This is a genomic window from Micromonospora sp. BL1 (genome assembly GCF_003667485.1).
In the GTDB taxonomy this organism is placed as follows: Bacteria; Actinomycetota; Actinomycetes; order Mycobacteriales; family Micromonosporaceae; genus Micromonospora; species Micromonospora tulbaghiae.
In genome coordinates this window covers 26,469-46,488 of record NZ_RCVK01000214.1, presented here as the reverse complement: position 1 = coordinate 46,488, position 20,020 = coordinate 26,469, and the positions used below count along the sequence as shown (strand labels likewise).

Here is a 20,020-nt window from a genome sequence, read left to right as displayed (position 1 = left end):
GCCAGGAGCCGCGGGGCGGGCGCCGCGACGACGGCTACGACGGCCGGGGCCAGTACGGCCCGGTGTCCGGCGGTGGCCGGGAGTACCGCGGCGACCGCTACTGAGACGACACGACGAAGGGGTGACCGGCCACCGGTCACCCCTTCGTCGTCGCTGTCGCTCAGATGCGGCGCAGCACCGCCACCACACGGCCCATGATGGTGGCGTCGTCGCCGGGGATCGGGTCGAAGGCCGGGTTCTGCGGCATCAGCCAGACGTGCCCGTCGCGCCGCCGGTAGGTCTTCACCGTCGCCTCGCCGTCGAGCATGGCGGCCACGATGTCACCGACCTCGGCGTTCGGCTGCTGCCGGACGACCACCCAGTCGCCGTCGCAGATCGCCGCGTCGAGCATCGAGTCGCCCTTGACCTGGAGCATGAAGACCTCGCCCTCGCCGACCAGCTCGCGGGGGAGGGGGAAGATGTCCTCCACCGCCTGCTCGGCCAGGATCGGCCCACCGGCGGCGATGCGACCCAGCATCGGCACGTACGCCGGGGCGGGCCGCTGCGCGCGGGCCGCCTCGTCGTCCGCCTCGCCCGGCGCGCGGACGTCGACGGCGCGCGGACGGTTCGGGTCGCGGCGCAGGAAGCCCTTCTTCTCCAGTTCCTTGAGCTGGTAGGCGACGCTGGACGGGGACACCAGCCCGACCGCCTCGCCGATCTCGCGCACGCTCGGCGGGTAGCCGTGGCGCTCGACCCAGTTGCGGATGAACTCCAGGATCCGCCGCTGCCGGGCGGTCAGGTCGACCGTCGCCGGGTCGGGGAAGCTGCTCACCACCGGGGTGACCGGACGCACCGCCGCGGGGGCGGTGCGGCTGCGGGCGGTGCGGGGGCGACGGGTCGCCGGAGGACCCGCCCCGTCGTTCGGCTGCGGGTTCTTCTGCCGGCTGGCCCGGTCCTCGGTCACGTCCGTCCCTCCCTGGTCGGCGCTGGGGTGCCTCGTCGGCTCGTGGTGCGTGTGGTCTGACCGTATAGGTGAGATCGGCCATTTTCAAACATCTGTACGACCTGCTGTCGGCGTGTCGCGCCGAATTCCTGGATTTCCGAACTGGTGTTCTGATAGAAGAGTACGCCGCTCGAACGGGTGTTCTATCCCGGCCGCCCGTGACTAGCGCGGGAGGCCGTCCGTTGGGCTCCTCGGTGGCGTCGTGCCGGGCGTGATCCTGATGACGCGCCGGACACGCCCGCCAACTTGACCTCGCTTGGGGTTCGGCATACGGTCGACCCCTAGATGTAGTAGTCACACGGGCGTAAGTTGCCTACAGGTTGGGTTCAACTACCGAACGCACTCCCGCACCGCGCACTCGGCGACGGTCATCGGACGATGGCCCCGCCGTGTCGACGCGTGCCCGGGAGCCGGTAGGTGTGCCCGCGATCGACGGAGGAGGTCGGGCGAATGCGGTGTCCGTACTGCCGGCACGCCGACTCCCGGGTGGTCGACTCGCGGGAGGCCGACGACGGCCAGCTCATCCGGCGGCGACGGTCGTGCCCGGAGTGCGGCAAGCGGTTCACCACCGTCGAGGAGGCGGTGCTCGCGGTGGTCAAGCGCAGCGGGGTGACCGAGCCGTTCAGCCGCACGAAGATCATCGGTGGGGTGCGCAAGGCGTGCCAGGGGCGGCCGGTCGACGACGACTCGATCGCGCTGCTGGCACAGAAGGTCGAGGAGACCGTACGGGCCAAGGGGGCGGCCGAGATCCCCAGCCACGAGGTGGGCCTGGCCATCCTCGGCCCGTTGCGTGACCTCGACGAGGTGGCCTACATGCGGTTCGCCAGCGTCTACCGGTCCTTCGACTCGCTCGCCGACTTCGAGCGCGAGATCGAGACGCTGCGGGCCGCCGCGCGCGCCCGGGAGGGCGCCGGTGCCGGTGCGGCGGACGCCGCCGGCGCGATCAGCTGACATTTTCGGGTTTCTGACAGGTACACGAGGCGCGGTGGGTGACCGTTGCCGACGAGGGGGGCGAGGGCGTGACGACCAGCAAGTCACGGAACAAGGCCGGGGCGGGGCTGAAGATCGAGCGCGTCTGGACGACCGAGGGGGTGCATCCCTACGACGAGGTCGCCTGGGAGCGCCGCGACGTCGTCATGACGAACTGGCGGGACGGCTCGATCAACTTCGAGCAGCGCGGGGTGGAGTTCCCCGAGTCCTGGTCGGTGAACGCGGCGAACATCGTGACCACCAAGTACTTCCGGGGCGCGGTGGGGACCCCGGAGCGGGAGTGGTCGCTGCGGCAGCTGATCGACCGGGTGGTCGAGACCTACCGCACCGCCGGTGAGGAGTACGGCTACTTCGCCACCCCGGCCGACGCCGAGGTGTTCGCGCACGAACTGACCTGGATGCTGCTGCACCAGGTGTTCAGCTTCAACTCGCCGGTGTGGTTCAACGTCGGCACGCCGTCGCCGCAGCAGGTCAGCGCCTGCTTCATCCTGTCGGTCGACGACTCGATGGACTCCATCCTCGACTGGTACAAGGAGGAGGGCCGGATCTTCCAGGGCGGCTCGGGCGCGGGGGTCAACCTGTCCCGGATCCGTTCCTCGAAGGAGCTGCTCTCCTCCGGCGGCACGGCCTCCGGCCCGGTCAGCTTCATGCGCGGCGCGGACGCCTCCGCCGGCACCATCAAGTCCGGTGGCGCCACCCGGCGTGCGGCCAAGATGGTCATCCTCGACGTGGACCACCCGGACATCGAGGAGTTCGTGGCGACCAAGGCGCGCGAGGAGGACAAGATCCGCGCGCTGCGCGACGCCGGGTTCGACATGGACCTGGGCGGCGCCGACATCGTCAGCGTGCAGTACCAGAACGCCAACAACTCGGTCCGCGTCTCGGACGAGTTCATGACCGCCGTGGAGAACGGCGGCGGCTTCGACCTGCGCGGCCGGCTCGACGGGCAGACCATCGAGACGATCGACGCGAAGAAGCTGTTCCGCACCATCTCCCAGGCCGCGTGGGAGTGCGCCGACCCGGGCCTGCAGTACGACGACACCATCAACGACTGGCACACCTGCCCGGAGACCGGGCGGATCACCGCGTCGAACCCGTGCTCGGAGTACCTGCACCTGGACAACTCCTCGTGCAACCTGGCGTCGCTGAACCTGATGAAGTTCCTCCGCGCCGACGGTGGCTTCGAGGTGGAGAAGTTCGTCAAGTCGGTCGAGTTCGTCATCACCGCGATGGACATCTCGATCTGCTTCGCCGACTTCCCGACCGAGAAGATCGGTGAGACCACCCGCGCCTACCGGCAGCTCGGCATCGGGTACGCCAACCTGGGCGCGCTGCTGATGGCCTCCGGCCTGCCGTACGACTCGGAGCAGGGCCGGGAGGTGTCCGCCGCGATCACCTCGCTGATGACCGGCACCGCCTACCGCCGTTCCGCCGAGCTGGCCGGCATCGTCGGCCCGTACGACGGCTACGCGCGCAACGCCGAGCCGCACAAGCGGGTCATGCGCAAGCACGCCGCAGCCAACGACGCGATCAAGGCGACCGGCACCGTGGCCACCGCCGTGCAGCGCGAGGCCACCAAGCAGTGGACGCTCGGCAACAAGCTCGGTGACAAGTTCGGTTGGCGCAACTCGCAGGCCAGCGTGCTCGCCCCGACCGGCACCATCGGCCTGATGATGGACTGCGACACCACCGGTGTCGAGCCGGACCTGGCACTGGTGAAGTTCAAGAAGCTGGTCGGCGGCGGCTCGATGCAGATCGTCAACCAGACCGTGCCGCGCGCCCTGCGCAGCCTCGGCTACCCCGAGGAGCAGGTCGAGGCGATCGTCGAGCACATCGCCGACCACGGCCACGTGGTGGACGCCCCGGGCCTGAAGCCGGAGCACTACCCGGTCTTCGACTGCGCCATGGGCGAGCGCTCGATCGCGCCGATGGGTCACGTGCGGATGATGGCGGCCGTCCAGCCGTTCATCTCCGGCGCCATCTCCAAGACGGTGAACATGCCGGAGCAGGCCACCGTCGAGGACGTCGAGAAGATCTACTTCGAGGGCTGGAAGCTCGGCCTCAAGGCGCTGGCGATCTACCGGGACAACTGCAAGGTCGGCCAGCCGCTGTCGGCCGCCAAGCCGAACAAGGCCACCGCCGAGACGCAGGCCCCGGCCGCCGAGGTCGAGAAGGTCGTGGAGAAGGTCGTCGAGTACCGCCCGGTGCGCAAGCGGCTGCCGAAGAAGCGCCCGTCGCAGACGGTCTCCTTCTCGGTCGGCGGCGCGGAGGGCTACCTCACCGCCTCGTCCTACCCGGACGACGGCCTCGGCGAGGTCTTCCTCAAGATGTCGAAGCAGGGCTCGACCCTGGCCGGTGTGATGGACGCCTTCTCGGTGGCCATCTCCATCGGTCTCCAGTACGGCGTCCCGCTGGAGACGTACGTCAGCAAGTTCACCAACATGCGCTTCGAGCCGGCCGGCATGACCGACGACCCGGACGTGCGGATGGCCGCCTCGGTGATGGACTACATCTTCCGTCGCCTGGCGCTGGACTTCCTGCCGTACGACCGCCGCGCCGAGCTGGGCATCTTCACCGCCAAGGAGCGGGCCGCCCAGCTCCGGGCCGAGGCGGAGGCGGAGGCGAGCGGTGCGGACCTCACCGCGATGGCCGCCTCCGCCCCGGTCGAGGCGCCCGAGCCGAAGACCGGCCCGATCGCGCAGCCGGCGCAGGAGATGGCCGACGCCGCGGCCGTCAAGCCCGCGCCGTCGGTGGGTTCCAGCACCGAGCTGCTGGAGGCCGTGATCGGCAAGGCCGCCGACGCGCCGCTCTGCTTCACCTGTGGCACGAAGATGCGGCCCGCCGGTAGCTGCTACGTCTGCGAGGGCTGCGGCTCCACCAGCGGCTGCAGCTGACGCACGACCGAAGACGCGAGCGCGGCAGGGAGTTCCCTGCCGCGCTCGCGCGTGCCCACTGTCACACCCCATCGTGTACGTGAGCTGGAATGCTCGGGGGATGAGCACGGCAGACATCTATCGGGTCTTCGCCGAGCGTGAGACGCGCGGCGTGTCCCCGGCGTACGAGCGGTTGTCGCGGGCGGTCGCCGGTGACCCGGAACTGCTCGCCCTGCTCGACACGCTGCCACCGGCCAAGCGTCAGCCGAACCTGCTGTTCGGGGTGGTGCGGCTGCGCGGCGGGCCGGTGGACGACCCGGCGGCGTTCCGCGCGTACGTGATCGCGCACTGGCCGGACGTCGCGGCGCAGATGCGGATGCGGGCGACGCAGACGAACGAGGCGGGGCGGTGCGCGGTGCTGCTGCCGGTGCTCGCCGCGTTGCCGCAGCCGCTGGCGTTGCTGGAGGTCGGCGCGTCCGCCGGGCTGTGCCTCTACCCCGACCGGTACGCCTACCGCTACGGCGACCGGCGGGTCGGCGACGGCGAGCCGGTGCTCGACTGTGACCTGACCGGCACCGAGCCGCCGGTGCGGCGTCCGGAGGTGGTGTGGCGGGCCGGGCTCGACGTGAACCCGCTCGACGTCACCGATCCGGCGGACGTGGCCTGGCTGGAGGCGTTGATCTGGCCGGAGCACCGGCACCGCCGGGAGCGGCTGCGCGCGGCGGCTGCGGTCGCGGCGGCCGACCCGCCGCTGCTGGTACGCGGTGACCTGGTCGACGACCTCCCGGCGCTGGCGGCGCAGGCTCCGGCCGGGGCGACGCTCGTGGTGTTCCACAGCTCGGTGCTGTACCAGGTGCCGCCGCCACGGCGGGAGGCGTTCACCGCGCTGGTCCGGACCCTGCCCGGCCACTGGATAGCCAACGAGGACCCGTCGGTGCTGCCCCACGCCGACCTGCCCGAGCCGCCCGCCCAAGGCTTCCACAACGTCCTGGCCCTGGACGGCCGCCCGGTGGCCTGGACGACCGGACACGGCCAGTCCCTCACCTGGCTAACCTGACCCGACGCGCCCGTCCGGGTGCCCTGCCCCCGGCGATCATGAAGTTGACGGCGCGACACGCCGACGCGACGGCCGTCAACTTCATGGTCAACGAAGACAGGGGCGGGCCGGGTGAGGGCGGACACCCGTGACTAGGGTCGGCGGGCGTGACCGAACCTGCCTGGCTGGTCGAGACGCGTGCCGCCTACGACGCTGTCGCCGAGGACTACGCGCGGCTGCTGCCCGACGTGGTGGAGCCGCCGCTGGACCGGGCCCTGCTGGCCGCGTTCGCCGAGACGGTCGGGCCGGGGCGGCCCGTGCTGGAGGTGGGCTGCGGCACCGGTCGCGTCACCGCCCACCTGCACCGGCTCGGCCTCGACATCAGCGGCGTCGATCTGTCGCCCGGCATGGTGCGGGTCGCCCGCCGCGCGTACCCGGACCTGCGCTTCGAGGCCGGCTCGCTGACCGAGCTGGCCGTGCCGGACGGATCACTGGCCGGGCTGGTGTCCTGGTACTCGGTCATCCACCTGCCACCGGAACTGCTGCCGGAGGTGTTCGCCGGTTTCCACCGGGTGCTCGCTCCGGGCGGTCACCTGCTGCTCGCCGTGAAGGCCGGCGACCGGCTCGACCGACGGGAACAGGCATACGGCCACTCCGTCGCCTTCGACGTCTACTGGCTGTCGCCGGATCGGCTGGCCGCGCAGCTCACGGCGGCCGGGTTCGCGGTGTCGGCGACGACGGTCCGCGCGCCGGTCGGCAGGGAGCGGCAGTCCCAGGCGTTCCTGCTCGCGCAGCGTCCGGCCGGCTGAACATTCACCACCGCCGACACCGATCCGTACCGCACGTGAGGACGGGACATCGAAGAGTGGCCGCTCTGGCTAGGGTTGACGATCTCGGCGGAGGGAGACGTCATGCGCACCCGGATGCTCCTCGCGTCGACGCCGCCCCTGCTCTGGGGCGCTGTCGCCGGCTGGTGGACCCCGCGTGGGCCCGGCACGGTGGGTGCGGCACTCGCCTCCGTCGCGGTGAGCCTCGTCGTCGGGCTGGCCGCCGGGTGGCTGGGCCGGTCCCGCTGGTTGATGCTCGTCGCGCCGGTGATCTTCGCGGTGGCTGTCGAGCTGGTCCGGCTGCGGCTGCGCGGGCCCACCGTCGACCGTCCGCACCTGTCCGGCTTCGGTGTCGTGGCGGTGCTCGCCGGCCGGGGCGTACACGGGCTGCTGACCTTGTTGCCGCTGCTGGTCGGCGCCGCCTACGGCGCCGGCCTGGCACGTCGCCTCGGCGCGGTGCCGCCGCGCCGGCCGGTGCCGCGCTGGGCGGGCCGGGTCGGCGTCGGCCTGCTGGCTGCGCTGCTCGCGCTCGTCACCGTCGGCGCGGCCGTGCCGGGCCGCACCGACCCGATCTCCGGCGGCATCGCCCGCTTCGACACCGTCGACTCCTCCGGGCGTGAGCTGGGCCTGCTGATCCGGGGTACGGACCGCGGCGCTCCGGTGCTGCTCGTGGTGCCCGGTCCGCCCGGCGGCTCGGAGATCGGCGCGGTCCGTCGCCACCTGCCCGAGTTGGAGCGCCGATTCGTGGTGGCCGTCTGGGACCGTGCCGGCGGGCCACGCTCCTGGTCGGGATTCCGCGCCCCGTCGGGCTGGCACCTGGACGACGAGGTGGACGACCTGGTCGCGGTGGCCCGGCACCTGCGGGAACGGCTGGGCCGGGATCGGATCCACCTGGTCGCGCACTCCGGCGGCACCATCGCCGGCCTGCTCGCCGTGCGACAGCACCCGGAACTGTTCGCCGCGTACGTGGGCGTCGGGCAGGTGGTGAGCCTGCGCGAGGCCGACCGCAGCCAGTACGCCGACACGGTGGCCTGGGCCCGCCGCACCGGCCGGACGGCGCTCGCGGACCGGATGACCGCGCAGGGGCCGCCGCCCTACCGCGACCTCTGGGCGTACGAGCCGTTGCTGACCAACGAGGCAGGGGCCTTCCCGGTCGACCGGGAAGGCGCGAGCGAGGACGAGACCGGGACCGTCGGCAACCTCGGCGTCTCCGAATACAGCCCACTGGAGAAGGTGCACCTGTTCGGTTTCCTGGACGGCTGGGACGTCCTCTACCCCCGGTTGCAGGAGATCGACTTCCGGCGTGACGTGCGGCAGCTCGCGGTGCCGGCGTACTTCGTGGACGGCGCGCAGGAGGTGCCGGGTCGGCTGCGCCTGTTCGACGAGTGGTACGCGCAGCTCCAGGCGCCGCGCAAGGACCATCTGGTGATCCCGCGCGCCGGGCACCGTTCGTTGTTCGAGCGGCCCGAGGCGTTCGTGCCGTACCTGGAACGCCTCGGGACCGAGAGCGGCCCGGGCGGAAACTAGGGCGGGCCGGGCGTCCGTAGACTTCAGCGGTGCGCGACGAGCTGGCGGGACGGCCCCTTACCGAACCGCACCCGTCGCGGCTGTCGCCGGACCACCCGGGGCGGGAGCGCATCCTCGCCGCGCACGCCGCCGCCCTGGCCGCCGGGGAGGCCGGCTACCTGGACCCGGAGACGGGGCTGTTCGTGCTCAGCGCGGGCTTCCTGGCGCGGCGTGGCACGTGCTGCGGGCGAGGCTGCCGGCACTGTCCGTACGTGGCCGATTAGGGGGCTTCCGTCCCCGCTGGGGCACGCCGTACGGTGTCCGACGGAACTCCGGCGGGTCGGACCCGCCGCCGACCGCGGAGGTCTCCCGTGCGTGCACGTATCTGGCTGGCCGTTCCGGCCGTCCTGCTCGCCGCCGGCTGCGCCGACGAGGGGCCGACCCGGTCCGGGCCGCCGGCCCCGCCTCCGCCGGTGCCGGTCGCGGCGGCGTCCTCGGGCGGGGCGTGCCGGCTGCTCGACTTCGCGGTGATCGCCGAGCACACCGGCGGCACGTTCGACGTGGCGGCGGCCACCGAGCGGGGCGACACCCACACGTGCGTGGTCCGGGCGGCCGGGGCGGTGCTGCCGGAGCTGACGCTGTCGGTGACCGAGACGTCGATCGACGCGGCCACGTTCGCCCTGGACGTGCAGCCGGGCGGCGCGGCGAAGATCACCAAGCTGGGCAAGGCCGCCTACCGGCGCACGCTGCCCAAGACCGCGAAGTCCGGGCCGGCCGCCGAGGTCGGCTGGCTGGCCACCGAGGGGCGGCTCGCCACCCTGCGCTGGACCGCCCCGGCCGGCACCGCGAAGGCGGAGGCGGACAAGACGGCCGGCAAGCTGGTCACGCTGGCCAAGGTGATCGACACGAGGCAGCTCTGACCGGAGGTCGCCGAGCAGCTCTGACCGGAGGTCACGCAGGCAGCTCCGACCGCAGGCCAGAGCTGCCGGACGCGATCAGCGGGCCGCGACGAACACCCGGGACGCCACCTCGCGGGGAAGGCGTACCCGGTCGCCGGAGCGGTCGATGGAGACGGCGTCGCGTTCCTGCGCCACAGTCACGGTCGCGCCCGGGTCGACGCCGGCGGCGTGCAACTGCCGGAGCACGTCCGAGTCGGTCTGCACGCTCTCGCAGATCCGCCGCACCACGACCGGGCCGGACAGGCCGGGGAAGGCCAGGTTGCGCTCGCCCTCGACGGCGTCGGCAAGCGTCTGGCCCGGGTCGCCCAGCTCCGCCAGGCCCGGGATCGGGTTGCCGTACGGCGAGCGGGTCGGGCGGTTGAGCAGGTCGAAGACCCGCTTCTCCACCGCGTCGCTCATCACGTGCTCCCACCGGCAGGCCTCTTCGTGGGCCTCCTCGTAGGGCATCCCGATCACGTTCACCAGCAGCAACTCGGCCAGCCGGTGCTTGCGCATCACCGACACGGCGGTGTTGCGGCCCTGCGGCGTGAGAGTCAGGTGCCGGTCGCCCTCGACGGTGAGCAGGCCGTCGCGCTCCATGCGGGCGACGGTCTGGCTGACGGTCGGACCACTCTGCTTCAGCCGCTCGGCGATGCGGGCACGAAGCGGCGGCACCCCCTCCTCCTCGAGTTCGAGGATGGTGCGCAGGTACATCTCGGTGGTGTCAACAAGGTCGTGCTTCACGTCTGCGGCCTCCTGGGCTCCGATGGTACCCGCTCCCACCGACCATCGACGCAGGCGAAGCCGGAGGTGGCGGGCCGAATGGTGTTGACTGGGCCGCATGCCCGCCACCGCAGACCTGCTGGTCGAGCCCGACCGGCTCGCCGCCGAACTCGATCACGCCGACCCGCCGACCCTGCTCGACGTCCGCTGGCGGCTGACCGGCCCGCCCGGACGCGACGACTACACCGCCGGCCACCTGCCCGGCGCCGTCTTCGTCGACCTGGACACCGAGCTGTGCGGGCCGCCCGGCGCCGCCGGCCGGCACCCGCTTCCGGACCCGGCGGCGTTGCAGGCCGCGCTGCGGGCCGCGGGCGTCCGCGCCGGTCGTCCCGTCGTGGTGTACGACGGAGGCGACGGCATGTCCGCCGCCCGCGCCTGGTGGACGCTGCGCTGGGCCGGGCACCGGCAGGTGCGGGTGCTGCACGGCGGCTTCCCGGCCTGGACGGCCGCCGGCCTGCCGGTCGACACGAGCGTGCCCGCCCCGGTGCCCGGCGACGTGACCGTGGCGCCCGGCGCGTTGCCGGTGCTCGACGCCGCCGCTGCCGCCCGGCTCGCCGCCGCCGGGCCCGGCGTGTTGATCGACGTACGGGCCGCGCCCCGCTACCGGGGCGAGCACGAGCCGGTCGACCCGGTCGCCGGGCACGTGCCGGGCGCGGTCAACCTGCCCGCCCCTGAGTACGTCACGCAGGGCCGGTTCCCGGGCGCCGAGGCGCTGCGGGAGCGGTTCGCCGCCGCCGGGGTGGACGCGGACGCGCCGGTCGGTGCGTACTGCGGCTCCGGGGTGACCGCCGCGCAGGCGGTGCTCGCGTTGCACCTGGCCGGTCGGCCGGACGCCGCGTTGTACGTCGGCTCGTGGAGCGAGTGGGTGGCCGACCCGGACCGTCCGGTCGCGACCGGCGGCACGTCCGGCCGGTGAGCGCACGACTGGTGGGCGCGTCCCGGGCCACGTGCGACGATGGCCGCATGGCCGACGACACGGTGGTGGTGTGGGACGAGGGTCTCCTCGCCTACGACATGGGCGACCATCCCCTCGACCCGGTCCGGGTCGAGCTGACCATGGCGCTCGCCCGCGAGCTGGGTGTGCTGGACCGGCCCGGCGTGCGGCTGGTCAAGCCCGAGCCGGCCGACGACGCGCTGCTCACCCGCGTGCACGATCCGGCCTACCTGGACGCGGTCCGGTCCGCGCCGCGCGACCCGCTGTTCGCCGGTTTCGGTCTGGGCACGTCGGACAATCCGGTCTTCGACGGGATGCACGAGGCGAGCGCGCTGATCGCCGGCGCCACGACGGCCGCCGCCGAGGCGGTGTGGCGCGGCGACGCCCGGCGTGCGGTGAGCGTGGCCGGCGGGCTGCACCACGCGATGCCCGCCCGGGCCGCCGGGTTCTGCGTCTACAACGACCCGGCCGTGGCCATCGCGCGGCTGCTCGACCTCGGCGCGGAACGGATCGCGTACGTGGACGTGGACGTGCACCACGGCGACGGCGTGCAGGAGATCTTCTACCGGGACCCGCGGGTGCTCACGGTCAGCCTGCACGAGACGCCGCTCGCGCTGTTCCCCGGCACCGGGTTCCCGGACGAGACCGGCGGCCCGGGCGCGGAGGGCACCGCCGTCAACGTGCCGCTGCCGCCGGGGGTGGGCGACGCCGGCTGGCAACGGGCGTTCCACGCGATCGTGCCGTCGGTGCTGCGCGCGTTCCGGCCGCAGGTGCTGGTCACCCAGTGCGGTGCCGACGGGCACCGCAAGGACCCGCTGGCCGACCTGCACCTCTCGGTGGACGGGCAGCGGGCCACCTACCGCGCGCTGCGGGCGCTCGCCGACGAGCTGTGCGACGGCCGCTGGGTCGCCACCGGCGGCGGCGGGTACGCGCTGGTCGAGGTGGTGCCCCGGGCCTGGACGCACCTGCTCGCGATCGCCACCGGCGAGCCGGTCGAACCGGCCACGCTGACCCCGCCCGGCTGGCGGGAGCTGGCCGCGCGGCGGCGACCCGGGCACGACGTGCCGTTGCGGATGACCGACGACGTGGACCCGTCGTACCAGCCGTGGCAGCCCAGCGGTGAGCCGAACGCGGTGGACCGGGCCGTCGCGGCCACCCGCAAGGCCGTCTTCCCGCTGCTCGGGCTCGATCCGCACGACCCGCGCGACTGAGCCGGCGGCAGGGGAGGACCGACCGGTGACCACCGTCGAACAACCGGTGGACGTGCTGCTCAGCGACGGCACGACCGTCCAGCTGCGACAGATCCGTCCGGAGGACGCGCCCGAGATCGTGGCCATGCACGGCCGTTTCTCGGAGCGCACCCGATACCTGCGGTACTTCTCGCCGTACCCGCGTATCCCGGAACGCGACCTGAAGCGCTTCGTCAACGTCGACCACCGCGACCGGGAGGCGTTCGTGGTGCTCGCCGGCGAGCGGATCGTCGCCGTCGGCCGGTACGAGCGGCTCGGCCCCTCCTCGCCCGAGGCCGAGGTGGCGTTCGTGGTCGAGGACGCCTACCAGGGCCGGGGCATCGGCTCGGTGCTGCTGGAACATCTGGCCGACGCGGCCGGACGCAACGGCATCGTGCACTTCGTCGCCGAGGTGCTCCCGGCCAACGGGGCGATGCTGCGGGTCTTCGCCGACTTCGGCTACCAGGTCCAGCGCCAGTACGCCGACGGCGTGGTGCACCTGAGCTTCCCGATCGCGCCCACCGAGGCGACGCTCGAGGTGCAGCGCGGCCGGGAGCACCGCACCGAGGCGCGGTCGATCGCCCGGCTGCTCGCGCCGCGCGGCATCGCCGTGTACGGCGCCAGCACCACCGGCCAGGGCGTCGGCGCGGCGCTGCTCGGGCACCTGCGTGACGGCGGCTTCGCCGGGGCGATCGTGCCGGTGCACCCGAGCGCGGCGACGGTGGCGGGGCTGCCCGCGTACCCGTCGGCGGCCGACGCCGGCCAGGACGTCGACCTGGCCGTGGTGGCGGTCCCGCCGGACGCGGTGACCGACGTGGTCCGCGACGCGGCCCGCGCGGGCGCGCACGGCCTGGTGGTGATCTCGGCCGGGTTCGCCGAGTCCGGCCCGGCCGGCGCGGCGGCGCAGCGCGCGCTGGTCCGCGCCGCGCACCTGGCCGGCATGCGGGTGGTCGGCCCGAACTGTCTCGGCGTCGCCAACACCGACCCGGCGGTACGCCTCAACGCCACCCTCGCCCCGGTGCTGCCCGCGGCGGGGCGCGTCGGCGTGTTCAGCCAGTCCGGCGCGTTCGGGGTGGCGCTGCTGGCCGAGGCGTCCCGGCGCGGGCTCGGACTGTCCAGCTTCGTCTCGGCCGGCAACCGGGCCGACGTGTCCGGCAACGACCTGCTCCAGTACTGGCAGGACGACCCGGCCACCGACGTCATCACGCTCTACCTGGAGACGTTCGGCAACCCGCGCAAGTTCGCCCGGCTGGCCCGGCGCATCGGCCGCAGCAAGCCGGTGGTGGCGCTCGCCTCGCTGGCCCGGCCGCCGGGCGTGGGGGAGGCGCCCGCGCTGGACGCGGCGGCGGTGAGCGCGTTGTTCGCCCAGTCCGGGGTGATCCGGGTGGACACCGTGTCCGAACTGCTCGACGTGGGCGTGCTGCTGGCCCACCAGCCGCTGCCGGCCGGGCGCCGGGTGGCGGTGGTGGGCAACTCGTCGGCGCTGACCGGGCTGGCCGCTACCGCCTGCGCTGCCCAGGGACTGACCGTTGTCGACGGCTACCCGCGGGACGTCGGGCCGAGCGCCGGGGCCGCCGCGTACGCCGCCGCGCTCGGCGAGGCGGTGGCCGACGAGCGGGTGGACGCCGTGGTGGCGGTGTTCGCGCCGCCGCTGCCGGGCCAGCTCGCCGATCCGGTGGCCGACTTCGCGGCGGCGCTGCCCGAGGCGCGGGTCACCGGCAAGCCGGTGGTGGCGACGTTCCTGGCCGGGCTGGTGCCGGCCGGGGTGCCGGCGTACCCGAGCGTGGAGGAGGCGGTGCGCGCGCTGGGCCGGGTGACCGCGTACGCGGACTGGCTGCGCCGGCCCGCCGGGGTGCTGCCGGAGCTGGCCGACGTGGACCGGACGGCGGGGCACGCCGCGCTGCGGCCGGACGGCGCCGACTCGGCGGCGTTGCTGCGCGCGTACGGGATCGACGTGGTGGACTCGGTGCCGGCCCGCTCGGCCGAGGAGGCGGCGGCGGTGGGGGAGCGGCTCGGCTGGCCGGTGGCGCTCAAGGCCGCCGCCCCCGGGCTGCGGCACCGCCTCGACCTGGGCGCGGTACGCCTCGACCTGACCGACGCCGCCGCGCTGCGCCGCGCGTACGCGGAGATGGCCCCGGTGTTCGGCGCGGAGGTGCTGGTGCAGCCGATGGTCGCGCCGGGCGTGGCGTGCGTGGTGGAGCTGGTGGAGGATCCGGCGTTCGGGCCGGTGGTCGGGTTCGGGCTGGGTGGTGTCGCGACCGAGCTGCTCGGTGACCGGGCCTGGCGCGCGGTGCCGCTGACCGACCGGGACGCCGCCGAGCTGGTCGACGAACCCCGGGCCGCGCCGCTGCTGCGCGGGCACCGGGGCGCCGCGCCGGTGGACCGGGCGGCCCTGGTCGACCTGCTGGTGCGGGTCGGCCGCCTCGCCGACGAGCAGCCCCGGGTGCGGTCGCTCACGCTCAACCCGGTGCTGGCCCGGCCGGACGGCATCTCGGTGCTGCACGCCACTGTGCGCACCGGCGCCGAGGCCGCCCGTCCGGACACCGGCCCGCGGAGGTTGTAGGCCTCAGCCGCGCTCGGAGATCTGCTGCACCGCCCACTCGTTGCCGTCCGGGTCGCGGAAGAACACGAAGCCGACGTTGTCCAGCGGGTGCGGCACCGGGCGCGGGTTCTGACCCATCACCTGGATCTCGCTCACCTCGACGCCCCGCTCGACCAGCTCGGCGTGCGCCCGCTCCAGGTCGGGCACGACGAGTTGCAGGCCCTTGAGGGAGCCCGGGGGCATCTCCGGTACGACGCCCCGGCCGAGCACGATCGAGCACCCGGAGCCCGGGGGAGTGAGTTGGACGATCCGCCCCGCGCCGCCCAGATCGGTGTCGTGGTCTAGGACGAAGCCGAGCCGCCGCACGTAGAACTCCTTGGCCCGGTCCAGGTCGGAGACCGGTACGACCACCACTTCCAGCGTCCAGTTCACGTTGTCGCTCCTGTCGTCGAATCGTTGTGCAGCGCTGCCGCGAGGCGGTCGAACGCCTCGCTCAGGCCGCGGGTCATCGGATAGCGCAGGACGGTGTCGCGGCCCTGCGCGGTGGCGTACCGCAGGTGGGTGACGACCGTGGTCCGGTCCGCCGGACCGGTGAAGTCGTGACGCACCAGCGTCTCGCCCGGATAGGACTGGTCGTCGAAGAGTTCGGTGCAGACCAGCCGCGCGGGCGGGTCGACCTCCCGGTACGTGCCGCCCTGGGCCATCAGGTCGCCGTCCGGTCCCCGGGAGACGAACCGCCAGCGCCCGCCGACCCGCAGGTCCACCTCGCACTCGACCAGGTGCCAGCCACGGGCGCCCCACCAGCGGACCAGCAGCTCGGGTCGGGTGAAGGCGGCGAACACCAGGTGGCGCGGGGCGGCGAAGTCGCGGCTGAGCCGGATCTCCCGGTCGCCGTGCAGCGTGACGGTCAGGCCGGTCACCGCTGCTCCCCGGCGGTCAGGTCGGCGAGCACCTCGTCCAGCCGCGCGTAGCTCTCCGCCCAGTAGTCGCGGTAGTCCGCCAGCCACGCGACGGCCTCCCGCAGCGGCCGGGCGTCGAGCCGGCAGGGGCGGCGCTGGGCGTCCCGGCCCCGGGTGACCAGGCCGGCGCGTTCGAGCACCTTGAGGTGCTTGGAGACGGCGGGCTGGCTCATCGCGAACGGCTCGGCCAGCTCGGTGACTGTGGCCTCACCGGCGGCCAGCCGGGTGAGGATGGCGCGCCGGGTGGGGTCGGCGAGCGCGGCGAATGTGGCGTCGAGCAGATCCGCGGACACGTTCATAACCTCCTGGTTGTGTAACCAGTCGGTTCTATACGGCGGGAGCGCCCGGGTCAAGCGCGACAGGCCCCGGCGAACCGCCGGGGCCTGTCGGGGCAGGGGGGATCAGCAGGCGTACGCCTCCAGCCGGTTCGCCCGCTCCGGGTCGCGCAGCTTGAGCAGCGTGACCTTCTCGATCTGCCGGATCCGCTCCCGGGACAGGCCGAACTCGCGGCCCACCTCGTCCAGCGTGCGCTGCCGGCCGTCGTCCAGGCCGAAGCGCAGCCGGATCACCGCCTGCTCCCGCTGGGACAGCGTGGCCAGCACGATCCGGACCTCGTTGCGCAGCTCGCCATTCGTGGCGGCGTCGCCCGGCTCGGCGCGCGGGTCCACGGCGGCGACGAAGTCGCCGAGCGCGCTCTCGCCGTCCTCGCCGACGGCCTGGTCCAGGCTGACCGGCTCCCGGTCGTAGGAGATCAGCTCGATCACCTGGAACTCCGGGATCTCCAGCGCCACGGCCACCTCGCTCACGGTGGGCTCGCGGCCCAGCGTCACCGACAGCTCGCGGCGCACCCGGACCATGCGGTTGACCTGCTCCACCATGTGCACGGGGATGCGGATGGTGCGGGCCTGGTCGGCCATGGCGCGGGTGATGGCCTGGCGGATCCACCAGGTGGCGTAGGTGGAGAACTTGTAGCCCTTGGTGTAGTCGAACTTCTCGACGGCGCGGATGAGGCCGAGGTTGCCCTCCTGGATGAGGTCGAGGAAGGCCATGCCGCGACCGGTGTAGCGCTTGGCGATGCTCACCACCAGCCGCAGGTTCGCCTCCAGCAGGTGGTCCTTGGCGGCGCGACCCTCGGCCGCGATCAGCGCCAGGTCCGCGCGCAGCTCGGCGGAGACGGGGGTGCAGGTGGCCAGCTTCTCCTCGGCGAAGAGGCCGGCCTCGATCCGCTTGCTCAGCTCGACCTCCTGCGCCGCGGTGAGCAGCTTGGTGCGGCCGATGCCGTTCAGGTACGCCCGGACCAGGTCGGTGGAGACGCCGCGCTCGTCGGTGGCGTCGAGGTCCGTGAGGGTGACGTCCATGTCCTGGTGCTCGATCATCTGCTGGGTCATCTCTGTTCTCCCCGTGTCCGACGTGCCTACCGGTCCCGTGCCGCCCACGCGGTGGTGGCCGATGACAAACAGCTTGGCGGTCGGGGCGTGAGACGGGAGTGAGGCGATCGGGGAACCGACAGGAATCCTCGCGGGAATCCGGCATCCGCTTGCCCGGCGCGGTTACCGTGCCACCGACCGGCCGTCGGAGCCGGCCCGGCACTGATGATCGGAGAACGTGGTGGTCTTCAAGCGGCTCATGCAGGCGATGGGTGTGGGCGGACCGTCGGTGGAGACGGTGCTGGCCAACCCGAACTGCCGCCCGGGCGGCGTTCTGGAGGGCCGGATCCAGGTGGTCGGTGGCGACCACCCGGTGGACGTGAGCTACGTCGCACTCGGTCTGGTCACGCGGGTCGAGGTGGAGAGCTCCGATTCGGAGTACGACGTCAACCAGGAGTTCGGCCGGGCCCAGATGACCGGCCCGTTCCGGCTGGAGCCGGGGCAGCGTCACGACGTGCCGTTCCGCTTCCAGGTGCCGTGGGAGACGCCGCTCACCGACCTGTACGGCCAGCACCTGCACGGCATGACGATGGGTCTGCGTACCGAGCTGGAGGTGGCGCGGGCGATGGACAAGGGTGACCTGGACCCGGTCGCGGTGCACCCGCTGCCCGCCCACGAGCGGCTGCTGGAGGCGCTGCTACGGCTGGGCTTCCGCTTCGCGCGCGCCGACGTCGAGCGTGGACACATCTACGGCCTGCACCAGCAGTTGCCCTTCTACCAGGAGATCGAGTTCTACCCGGCGCCGCAGTACGCGGGCGCGATGAACCAGCTGGAGGTCACCTTCGTGACCGATCCGCGGCAGGTCCACGTGGTGCTGGAGCTGGACAAGCGGGGTGGCCTGTTCACCGAGGGCCGCGACGCGTTCGGCCGGTTCACAGTGGACCACGCGACGGCGGACCGTACGGACTGGGCCGCCCAGCTCGACGGCTGGCTGCGTCAGTCGCTGTCCCGCCGCGGGCTGTTCTTCTGATCCTCCTCAGAGGTCGAGCACGAGGGTCCGGGGACCGACGTTGACGCTCTCCACCAGCATGTGGGCGCGGAAACGGCCGGTCTCCACCTTCGCGCCCCGGGCGCGCAGCTGTTCGACCACGGCGTCCACCAGGGGCTCGGCCACCTCGGCCGGCGCGGCGGCGGTCCAGCTCGGCCGCCGGCCCTTGCGGGCGTCGCCGTAGAGCGTGAACTGGCTGACCACGAGCAGCGGCGCCCCGACGTCGGCGGCGCTGCGCTCGTCGTCGAGGATCCGCAGCTCGTGCAGCTTGCGGGCCATCGTGGCGGCCACCTGCGGGGTGTCGGTGTGGGTGACGCCGAGCAGCACCAGCAGCCCGTCGGCGATCTCACCGGTCACCTCGTCGTCGACTGTCACCCGGGCCCGGCCGACGGTCTGCACCACCGCCCGCATCAGTCGGTCACCGGCTCGACGATGCCGCGCTCGACCAGGTGCGCCACGATCGGCCCGGCCGCCTCGGCCAGCTCGTCCGGTGCCACGTCGTGCGCGGCGGCCAGCAGGGCGAGCTGGTCGCGCAGCGGCAGCCGGCCGTCGGCGCCGCCGACCAGGGCGAGCACCAGCGGGTCGATCTCCTCCGACCAGCGCAGCCCGCGCGGCATGGCCAGGACCTGCCGGTCGACAGCCCAGCCGTCGTCGCCCATGGTGGCCTCCTGCCGCAGCTGGAGGCCCTCGGCGGCGCGGTAGCGGGCGGCGAGCAGACCCTCGGTGTTCCGGGCGCGCAGCCAGTCCTGCCGGGCGAACCACTCGCCGATCCGGTCGCCCAGCGGCGGCTCGACCCGCTGGCGCAGGTCCTCCACCCGGACGACCGGCTGGTCGTGGCCGGAGCGGCGCAGCGAGACGATGCCGAAGCCGATCGCCTCCACCTTGTGCGCGTCGAACCAGTCCAGCCAGGCCGCCATCCGCTGCGGGTCGGCGCTCTCGCCGACGTCGGTGAGCCACAGGTTCACGTACGCCATCGGGTCGGCCACCTCGCGCTGGATCACCCACGCGTCCAGGCCGGTGCCGGCGAACCAGCCGGTGACCCGCTCGGCCCAGTCCTCGCCGGTGACGTGCACCCAGTTCGCCAGGTACTGCATGGTGCCGCCCTCGGTGAGCAGGTCCGGCGCGGCGGCGGCCAGCTCCGCGCCGATCGCGTCGCCGACCCGGCCGGAGTCCCGGTAGACGTGCGTGGTGGTGCCCGGGCCGACCACGAACGGGGGATTGCTGACCACCAGGTCGAAGCGGCGCCCGGCCACCGGGGCGACCATGTCACCGCGCAGCAGCTCCCAGTCCTGCCCGTTGAGCGCGGCGGTGGTCGCGGCGAACCGCAGCGCCCGCTCGGACACGTCGGTGGCGGTGACCCGGCGGGCGTGGGTGCCCAGGTGCAACGCCTGGACGCCGGAGCCGGTGCCGAGGTCGAGCGCGGTGTCCACGGTCGGGCGCACCGCGGCCGAGATCAGCGTCTGGGTGGCGCCGCCGATGCCCAGCACGTGCTCGGCGTGCAGCGGGCGCCCGGGGCGCGCGGCGGCCGGCACGTCGGCGAGCACCCACCACTCGTCCCCGTACGGCTCCAGGTCGACCCCGGCACGCAGGCCGTCGCCGTGCCGCTCCACGATGCCCCCGGCCAGTGCCTCGTCCAGCGCGAGCGGGGCCAGCGCGGCGGCCACCGCCGCCTCCGGCTCGGTCTGGTCGCAGATGAACACCCGGATCATCGTGGCCAGCCGGTCCCGGTCCTCGGTGGCGCGCAGTGCGGCCCGGTAGTCGTTGCGGGCCACCGCGCCGGTGGCCTGCGGGCCCAGGCGGTCGGCGATCCCGTTGGCGGTGAAGCGGGCGAGCGTCAGCGCGGTGCGCAGCGCGTCGACCCCGGCGGGGGAGAGCAGCATGTCGTGACGGTCCACGTGCTCATCCTGCCCCGGGCGCGGTCCGGCGTGGCGCGGCACCCGCCGAATCCATAACGTCGACCGTATCTATCGGCGGCTATCTCTTTCATGTTTATCGATCTCTGGCTA

At 73.4% G+C, this 20,020-nt stretch carries 19 protein-coding genes; 11 read left to right on the top strand and 8 right to left on the bottom strand.

All coding sequences use genetic code 11. From position 1 onward, the window contains the following. Positions 1 to 160: 160 nt before the first annotated feature. Entirely contained in the window at positions 161 to 943 is a 783-nt protein-coding gene (lexA, locus tag EAD96_RS11990; protein WP_013284750.1) for a transcriptional repressor LexA, read from the bottom strand. A 489-nt stretch (positions 944 to 1,432) separates the two neighbouring features. On the opposite strand from lexA, the gene nrdR reads away from it, so the two are divergent. The 7 genes from nrdR to EAD96_RS11955 all read left to right on the top strand — a co-directional run bounded on the left by nrdR (position 1,433) and on the right by EAD96_RS11955 (position 9,134). Further along, the gene (gene nrdR / locus EAD96_RS11985) at positions 1,433 to 1,933 is read left to right on the top strand and encodes a transcriptional regulator NrdR (protein WP_013284751.1); all 501 of its coding nucleotides are present in this window, start codon (positions 1,433 to 1,435) and stop codon (positions 1,931 to 1,933) included. A gap of 38 nt (positions 1,934 to 1,971) precedes the next feature. Next, a complete protein-coding gene (locus tag EAD96_RS11980; RefSeq protein WP_121684300.1) occupies positions 1,972 to 4,866 on the top strand; it encodes a vitamin B12-dependent ribonucleotide reductase in 2,895 nt (964 codons plus the stop codon). Positions 4,867 to 4,966: 100 nt separating this feature from the next. Beyond that, on the top strand, positions 4,967 to 5,902 hold the full coding sequence (locus EAD96_RS11975; RefSeq protein WP_121684299.1) for a DUF2332 domain-containing protein: 936 nt from the start codon (positions 4,967 to 4,969) through the stop codon (positions 5,900 to 5,902). Between the two features lie 146 nt (positions 5,903 to 6,048). Further along, complete coding sequence (locus EAD96_RS11970; protein ID WP_121684298.1) at positions 6,049 to 6,690, top strand: class I SAM-dependent methyltransferase; 642 nt, start codon at positions 6,049 to 6,051, stop codon at positions 6,688 to 6,690. Between the two features lie 102 nt (positions 6,691 to 6,792). Next, positions 6,793 to 8,235 (top strand): alpha/beta hydrolase, encoded by a 1,443-nt coding sequence (locus EAD96_RS11965; protein WP_121684297.1) that lies wholly within the window; start codon positions 6,793 to 6,795, stop codon positions 8,233 to 8,235. A 29-nt stretch (positions 8,236 to 8,264) separates the two neighbouring features. Continuing rightward, positions 8,265 to 8,498: a DUF5522 domain-containing protein gene (locus tag EAD96_RS11960; RefSeq protein ID WP_071096262.1), complete on the top strand. Its 234-nt coding sequence runs from the start codon at positions 8,265 to 8,267 to the stop codon at positions 8,496 to 8,498. Between the two features lie 87 nt (positions 8,499 to 8,585). After that, on the top strand, positions 8,586 to 9,134 hold the full coding sequence (locus EAD96_RS11955) for a hypothetical protein (protein WP_120571040.1): 549 nt from the start codon (positions 8,586 to 8,588) through the stop codon (positions 9,132 to 9,134). 75 nt (positions 9,135 to 9,209) lie between these two features. Here EAD96_RS11955 and EAD96_RS11950 read toward each other — a convergent pair whose 3' ends face one another. Beyond that, complete coding sequence (locus tag EAD96_RS11950; protein WP_030274585.1) at positions 9,210 to 9,896, bottom strand: metal-dependent transcriptional regulator; 687 nt, start codon at positions 9,894 to 9,896, stop codon at positions 9,210 to 9,212. A 97-nt stretch (positions 9,897 to 9,993) separates the two neighbouring features. Between EAD96_RS11950 and EAD96_RS11945 the strand changes: the two genes are divergently transcribed. From EAD96_RS11945 to EAD96_RS11935, 3 genes are read left to right on the top strand one after another with little or no spacing between them, the layout of a single operon-like run. Then, the gene (locus tag EAD96_RS11945) at positions 9,994 to 10,851 is read left to right on the top strand and encodes a sulfurtransferase (protein WP_121684296.1); all 858 of its coding nucleotides are present in this window, start codon (positions 9,994 to 9,996) and stop codon (positions 10,849 to 10,851) included. 47 nt (positions 10,852 to 10,898) lie between these two features. Next, a complete protein-coding gene (locus EAD96_RS11940; RefSeq protein ID WP_121684295.1) occupies positions 10,899 to 12,080 on the top strand; it encodes an acetoin utilization protein AcuC in 1,182 nt (393 codons plus the stop codon). 25 nt (positions 12,081 to 12,105) lie between these two features. Next, positions 12,106 to 14,661 (top strand): bifunctional GNAT family N-acetyltransferase/acetate--CoA ligase family protein, encoded by a 2,556-nt coding sequence (locus tag EAD96_RS11935; RefSeq protein WP_121684294.1) that lies wholly within the window; start codon positions 12,106 to 12,108, stop codon positions 14,659 to 14,661. A 3-nt stretch (positions 14,662 to 14,664) separates the two neighbouring features. On the opposite strand, the gene EAD96_RS11930 is transcribed toward EAD96_RS11935, so the two are convergent. From EAD96_RS11930 to sigB, 4 genes are all read right to left on the bottom strand, one after another. Beyond that, positions 14,665 to 15,072, bottom strand: coding sequence for a VOC family protein (locus EAD96_RS11930; protein ID WP_121684293.1), 408 nt, complete (start codon positions 15,070 to 15,072; stop codon positions 14,665 to 14,667). After that, on the bottom strand, positions 15,069 to 15,560 hold the full coding sequence (locus EAD96_RS11925; protein ID WP_121684292.1) for an SRPBCC family protein: 492 nt from the start codon (positions 15,558 to 15,560) through the stop codon (positions 15,069 to 15,071). Before EAD96_RS11925 ends, EAD96_RS11930 begins: the two co-directional genes overlap by 4 nt. After that, positions 15,557 to 15,898: a helix-turn-helix transcriptional regulator gene (locus EAD96_RS11920; protein WP_199733146.1), complete on the bottom strand. Its 342-nt coding sequence runs from the start codon at positions 15,896 to 15,898 to the stop codon at positions 15,557 to 15,559. Before EAD96_RS11920 ends, EAD96_RS11925 begins: the two co-directional genes overlap by 4 nt. Positions 15,899 to 16,000: 102 nt before the next feature. Further along, positions 16,001 to 16,987, bottom strand: a complete 987-nt coding sequence (gene sigB / locus EAD96_RS11915) for an RNA polymerase sigma factor SigB (RefSeq protein ID WP_120571035.1) — start codon at positions 16,985 to 16,987, stop codon at positions 16,001 to 16,003. 220 nt (positions 16,988 to 17,207) lie between these two features. Between sigB and EAD96_RS11910 the strand changes: the two genes are divergently transcribed. Then, on the top strand, positions 17,208 to 17,996 hold the full coding sequence (locus EAD96_RS11910) for a sporulation protein (RefSeq protein WP_121684305.1): 789 nt from the start codon (positions 17,208 to 17,210) through the stop codon (positions 17,994 to 17,996). Between the two features lie 6 nt (positions 17,997 to 18,002). On the opposite strand, the gene dtd is transcribed toward EAD96_RS11910, so the two are convergent. Both dtd and EAD96_RS11900 read right to left on the bottom strand, forming a co-directional pair. Continuing rightward, positions 18,003 to 18,425, bottom strand: coding sequence for a D-aminoacyl-tRNA deacylase (dtd, locus tag EAD96_RS11905; RefSeq protein WP_013474500.1), 423 nt, complete (start codon positions 18,423 to 18,425; stop codon positions 18,003 to 18,005). Then, complete coding sequence (locus tag EAD96_RS11900; RefSeq protein ID WP_184977129.1) at positions 18,425 to 19,909, bottom strand: methyltransferase; 1,485 nt, start codon at positions 19,907 to 19,909, stop codon at positions 18,425 to 18,427. The genes dtd and EAD96_RS11900 overlap by 1 nt, the downstream gene beginning before the upstream one ends. Positions 19,910 to 20,020: the final 111 nt, after the last annotated feature.

What these genes read in the sequence shown, in the direction of transcription:
- sigB (WP_120571035.1), bottom strand. Translation starts at nt 16,987, where the DNA reads ATGACCCAGCAGATGATCGAGCACCAGGACATGGACGTCACCCTCACG.
- EAD96_RS11940 (WP_121684295.1), top strand. Translation starts at nt 10,899, where the DNA reads ATGGCCGACGACACGGTGGTGGTGTGGGACGAGGGTCTCCTCGCCTAC.
- dtd (WP_013474500.1), bottom strand. Translation starts at nt 18,425, where the DNA reads ATGCGGGCGGTGGTGCAGACCGTCGGCCGGGCCCGGGTGACAGTCGAC.
- EAD96_RS11920 (WP_199733146.1), bottom strand. Translation starts at nt 15,898, where the DNA reads ATGAACGTGTCCGCGGATCTGCTCGACGCCACATTCGCCGCGCTCGCC.
- EAD96_RS11945 (WP_121684296.1), top strand. Translation starts at nt 9,994, where the DNA reads ATGCCCGCCACCGCAGACCTGCTGGTCGAGCCCGACCGGCTCGCCGCC.
- EAD96_RS11975 (WP_121684299.1), top strand. Translation starts at nt 4,967, where the DNA reads ATGAGCACGGCAGACATCTATCGGGTCTTCGCCGAGCGTGAGACGCGC.
- EAD96_RS11965 (WP_121684297.1), top strand. Translation starts at nt 6,793, where the DNA reads ATGCGCACCCGGATGCTCCTCGCGTCGACGCCGCCCCTGCTCTGGGGC.
- nrdR (WP_013284751.1), top strand. Translation starts at nt 1,433, where the DNA reads ATGCGGTGTCCGTACTGCCGGCACGCCGACTCCCGGGTGGTCGACTCG.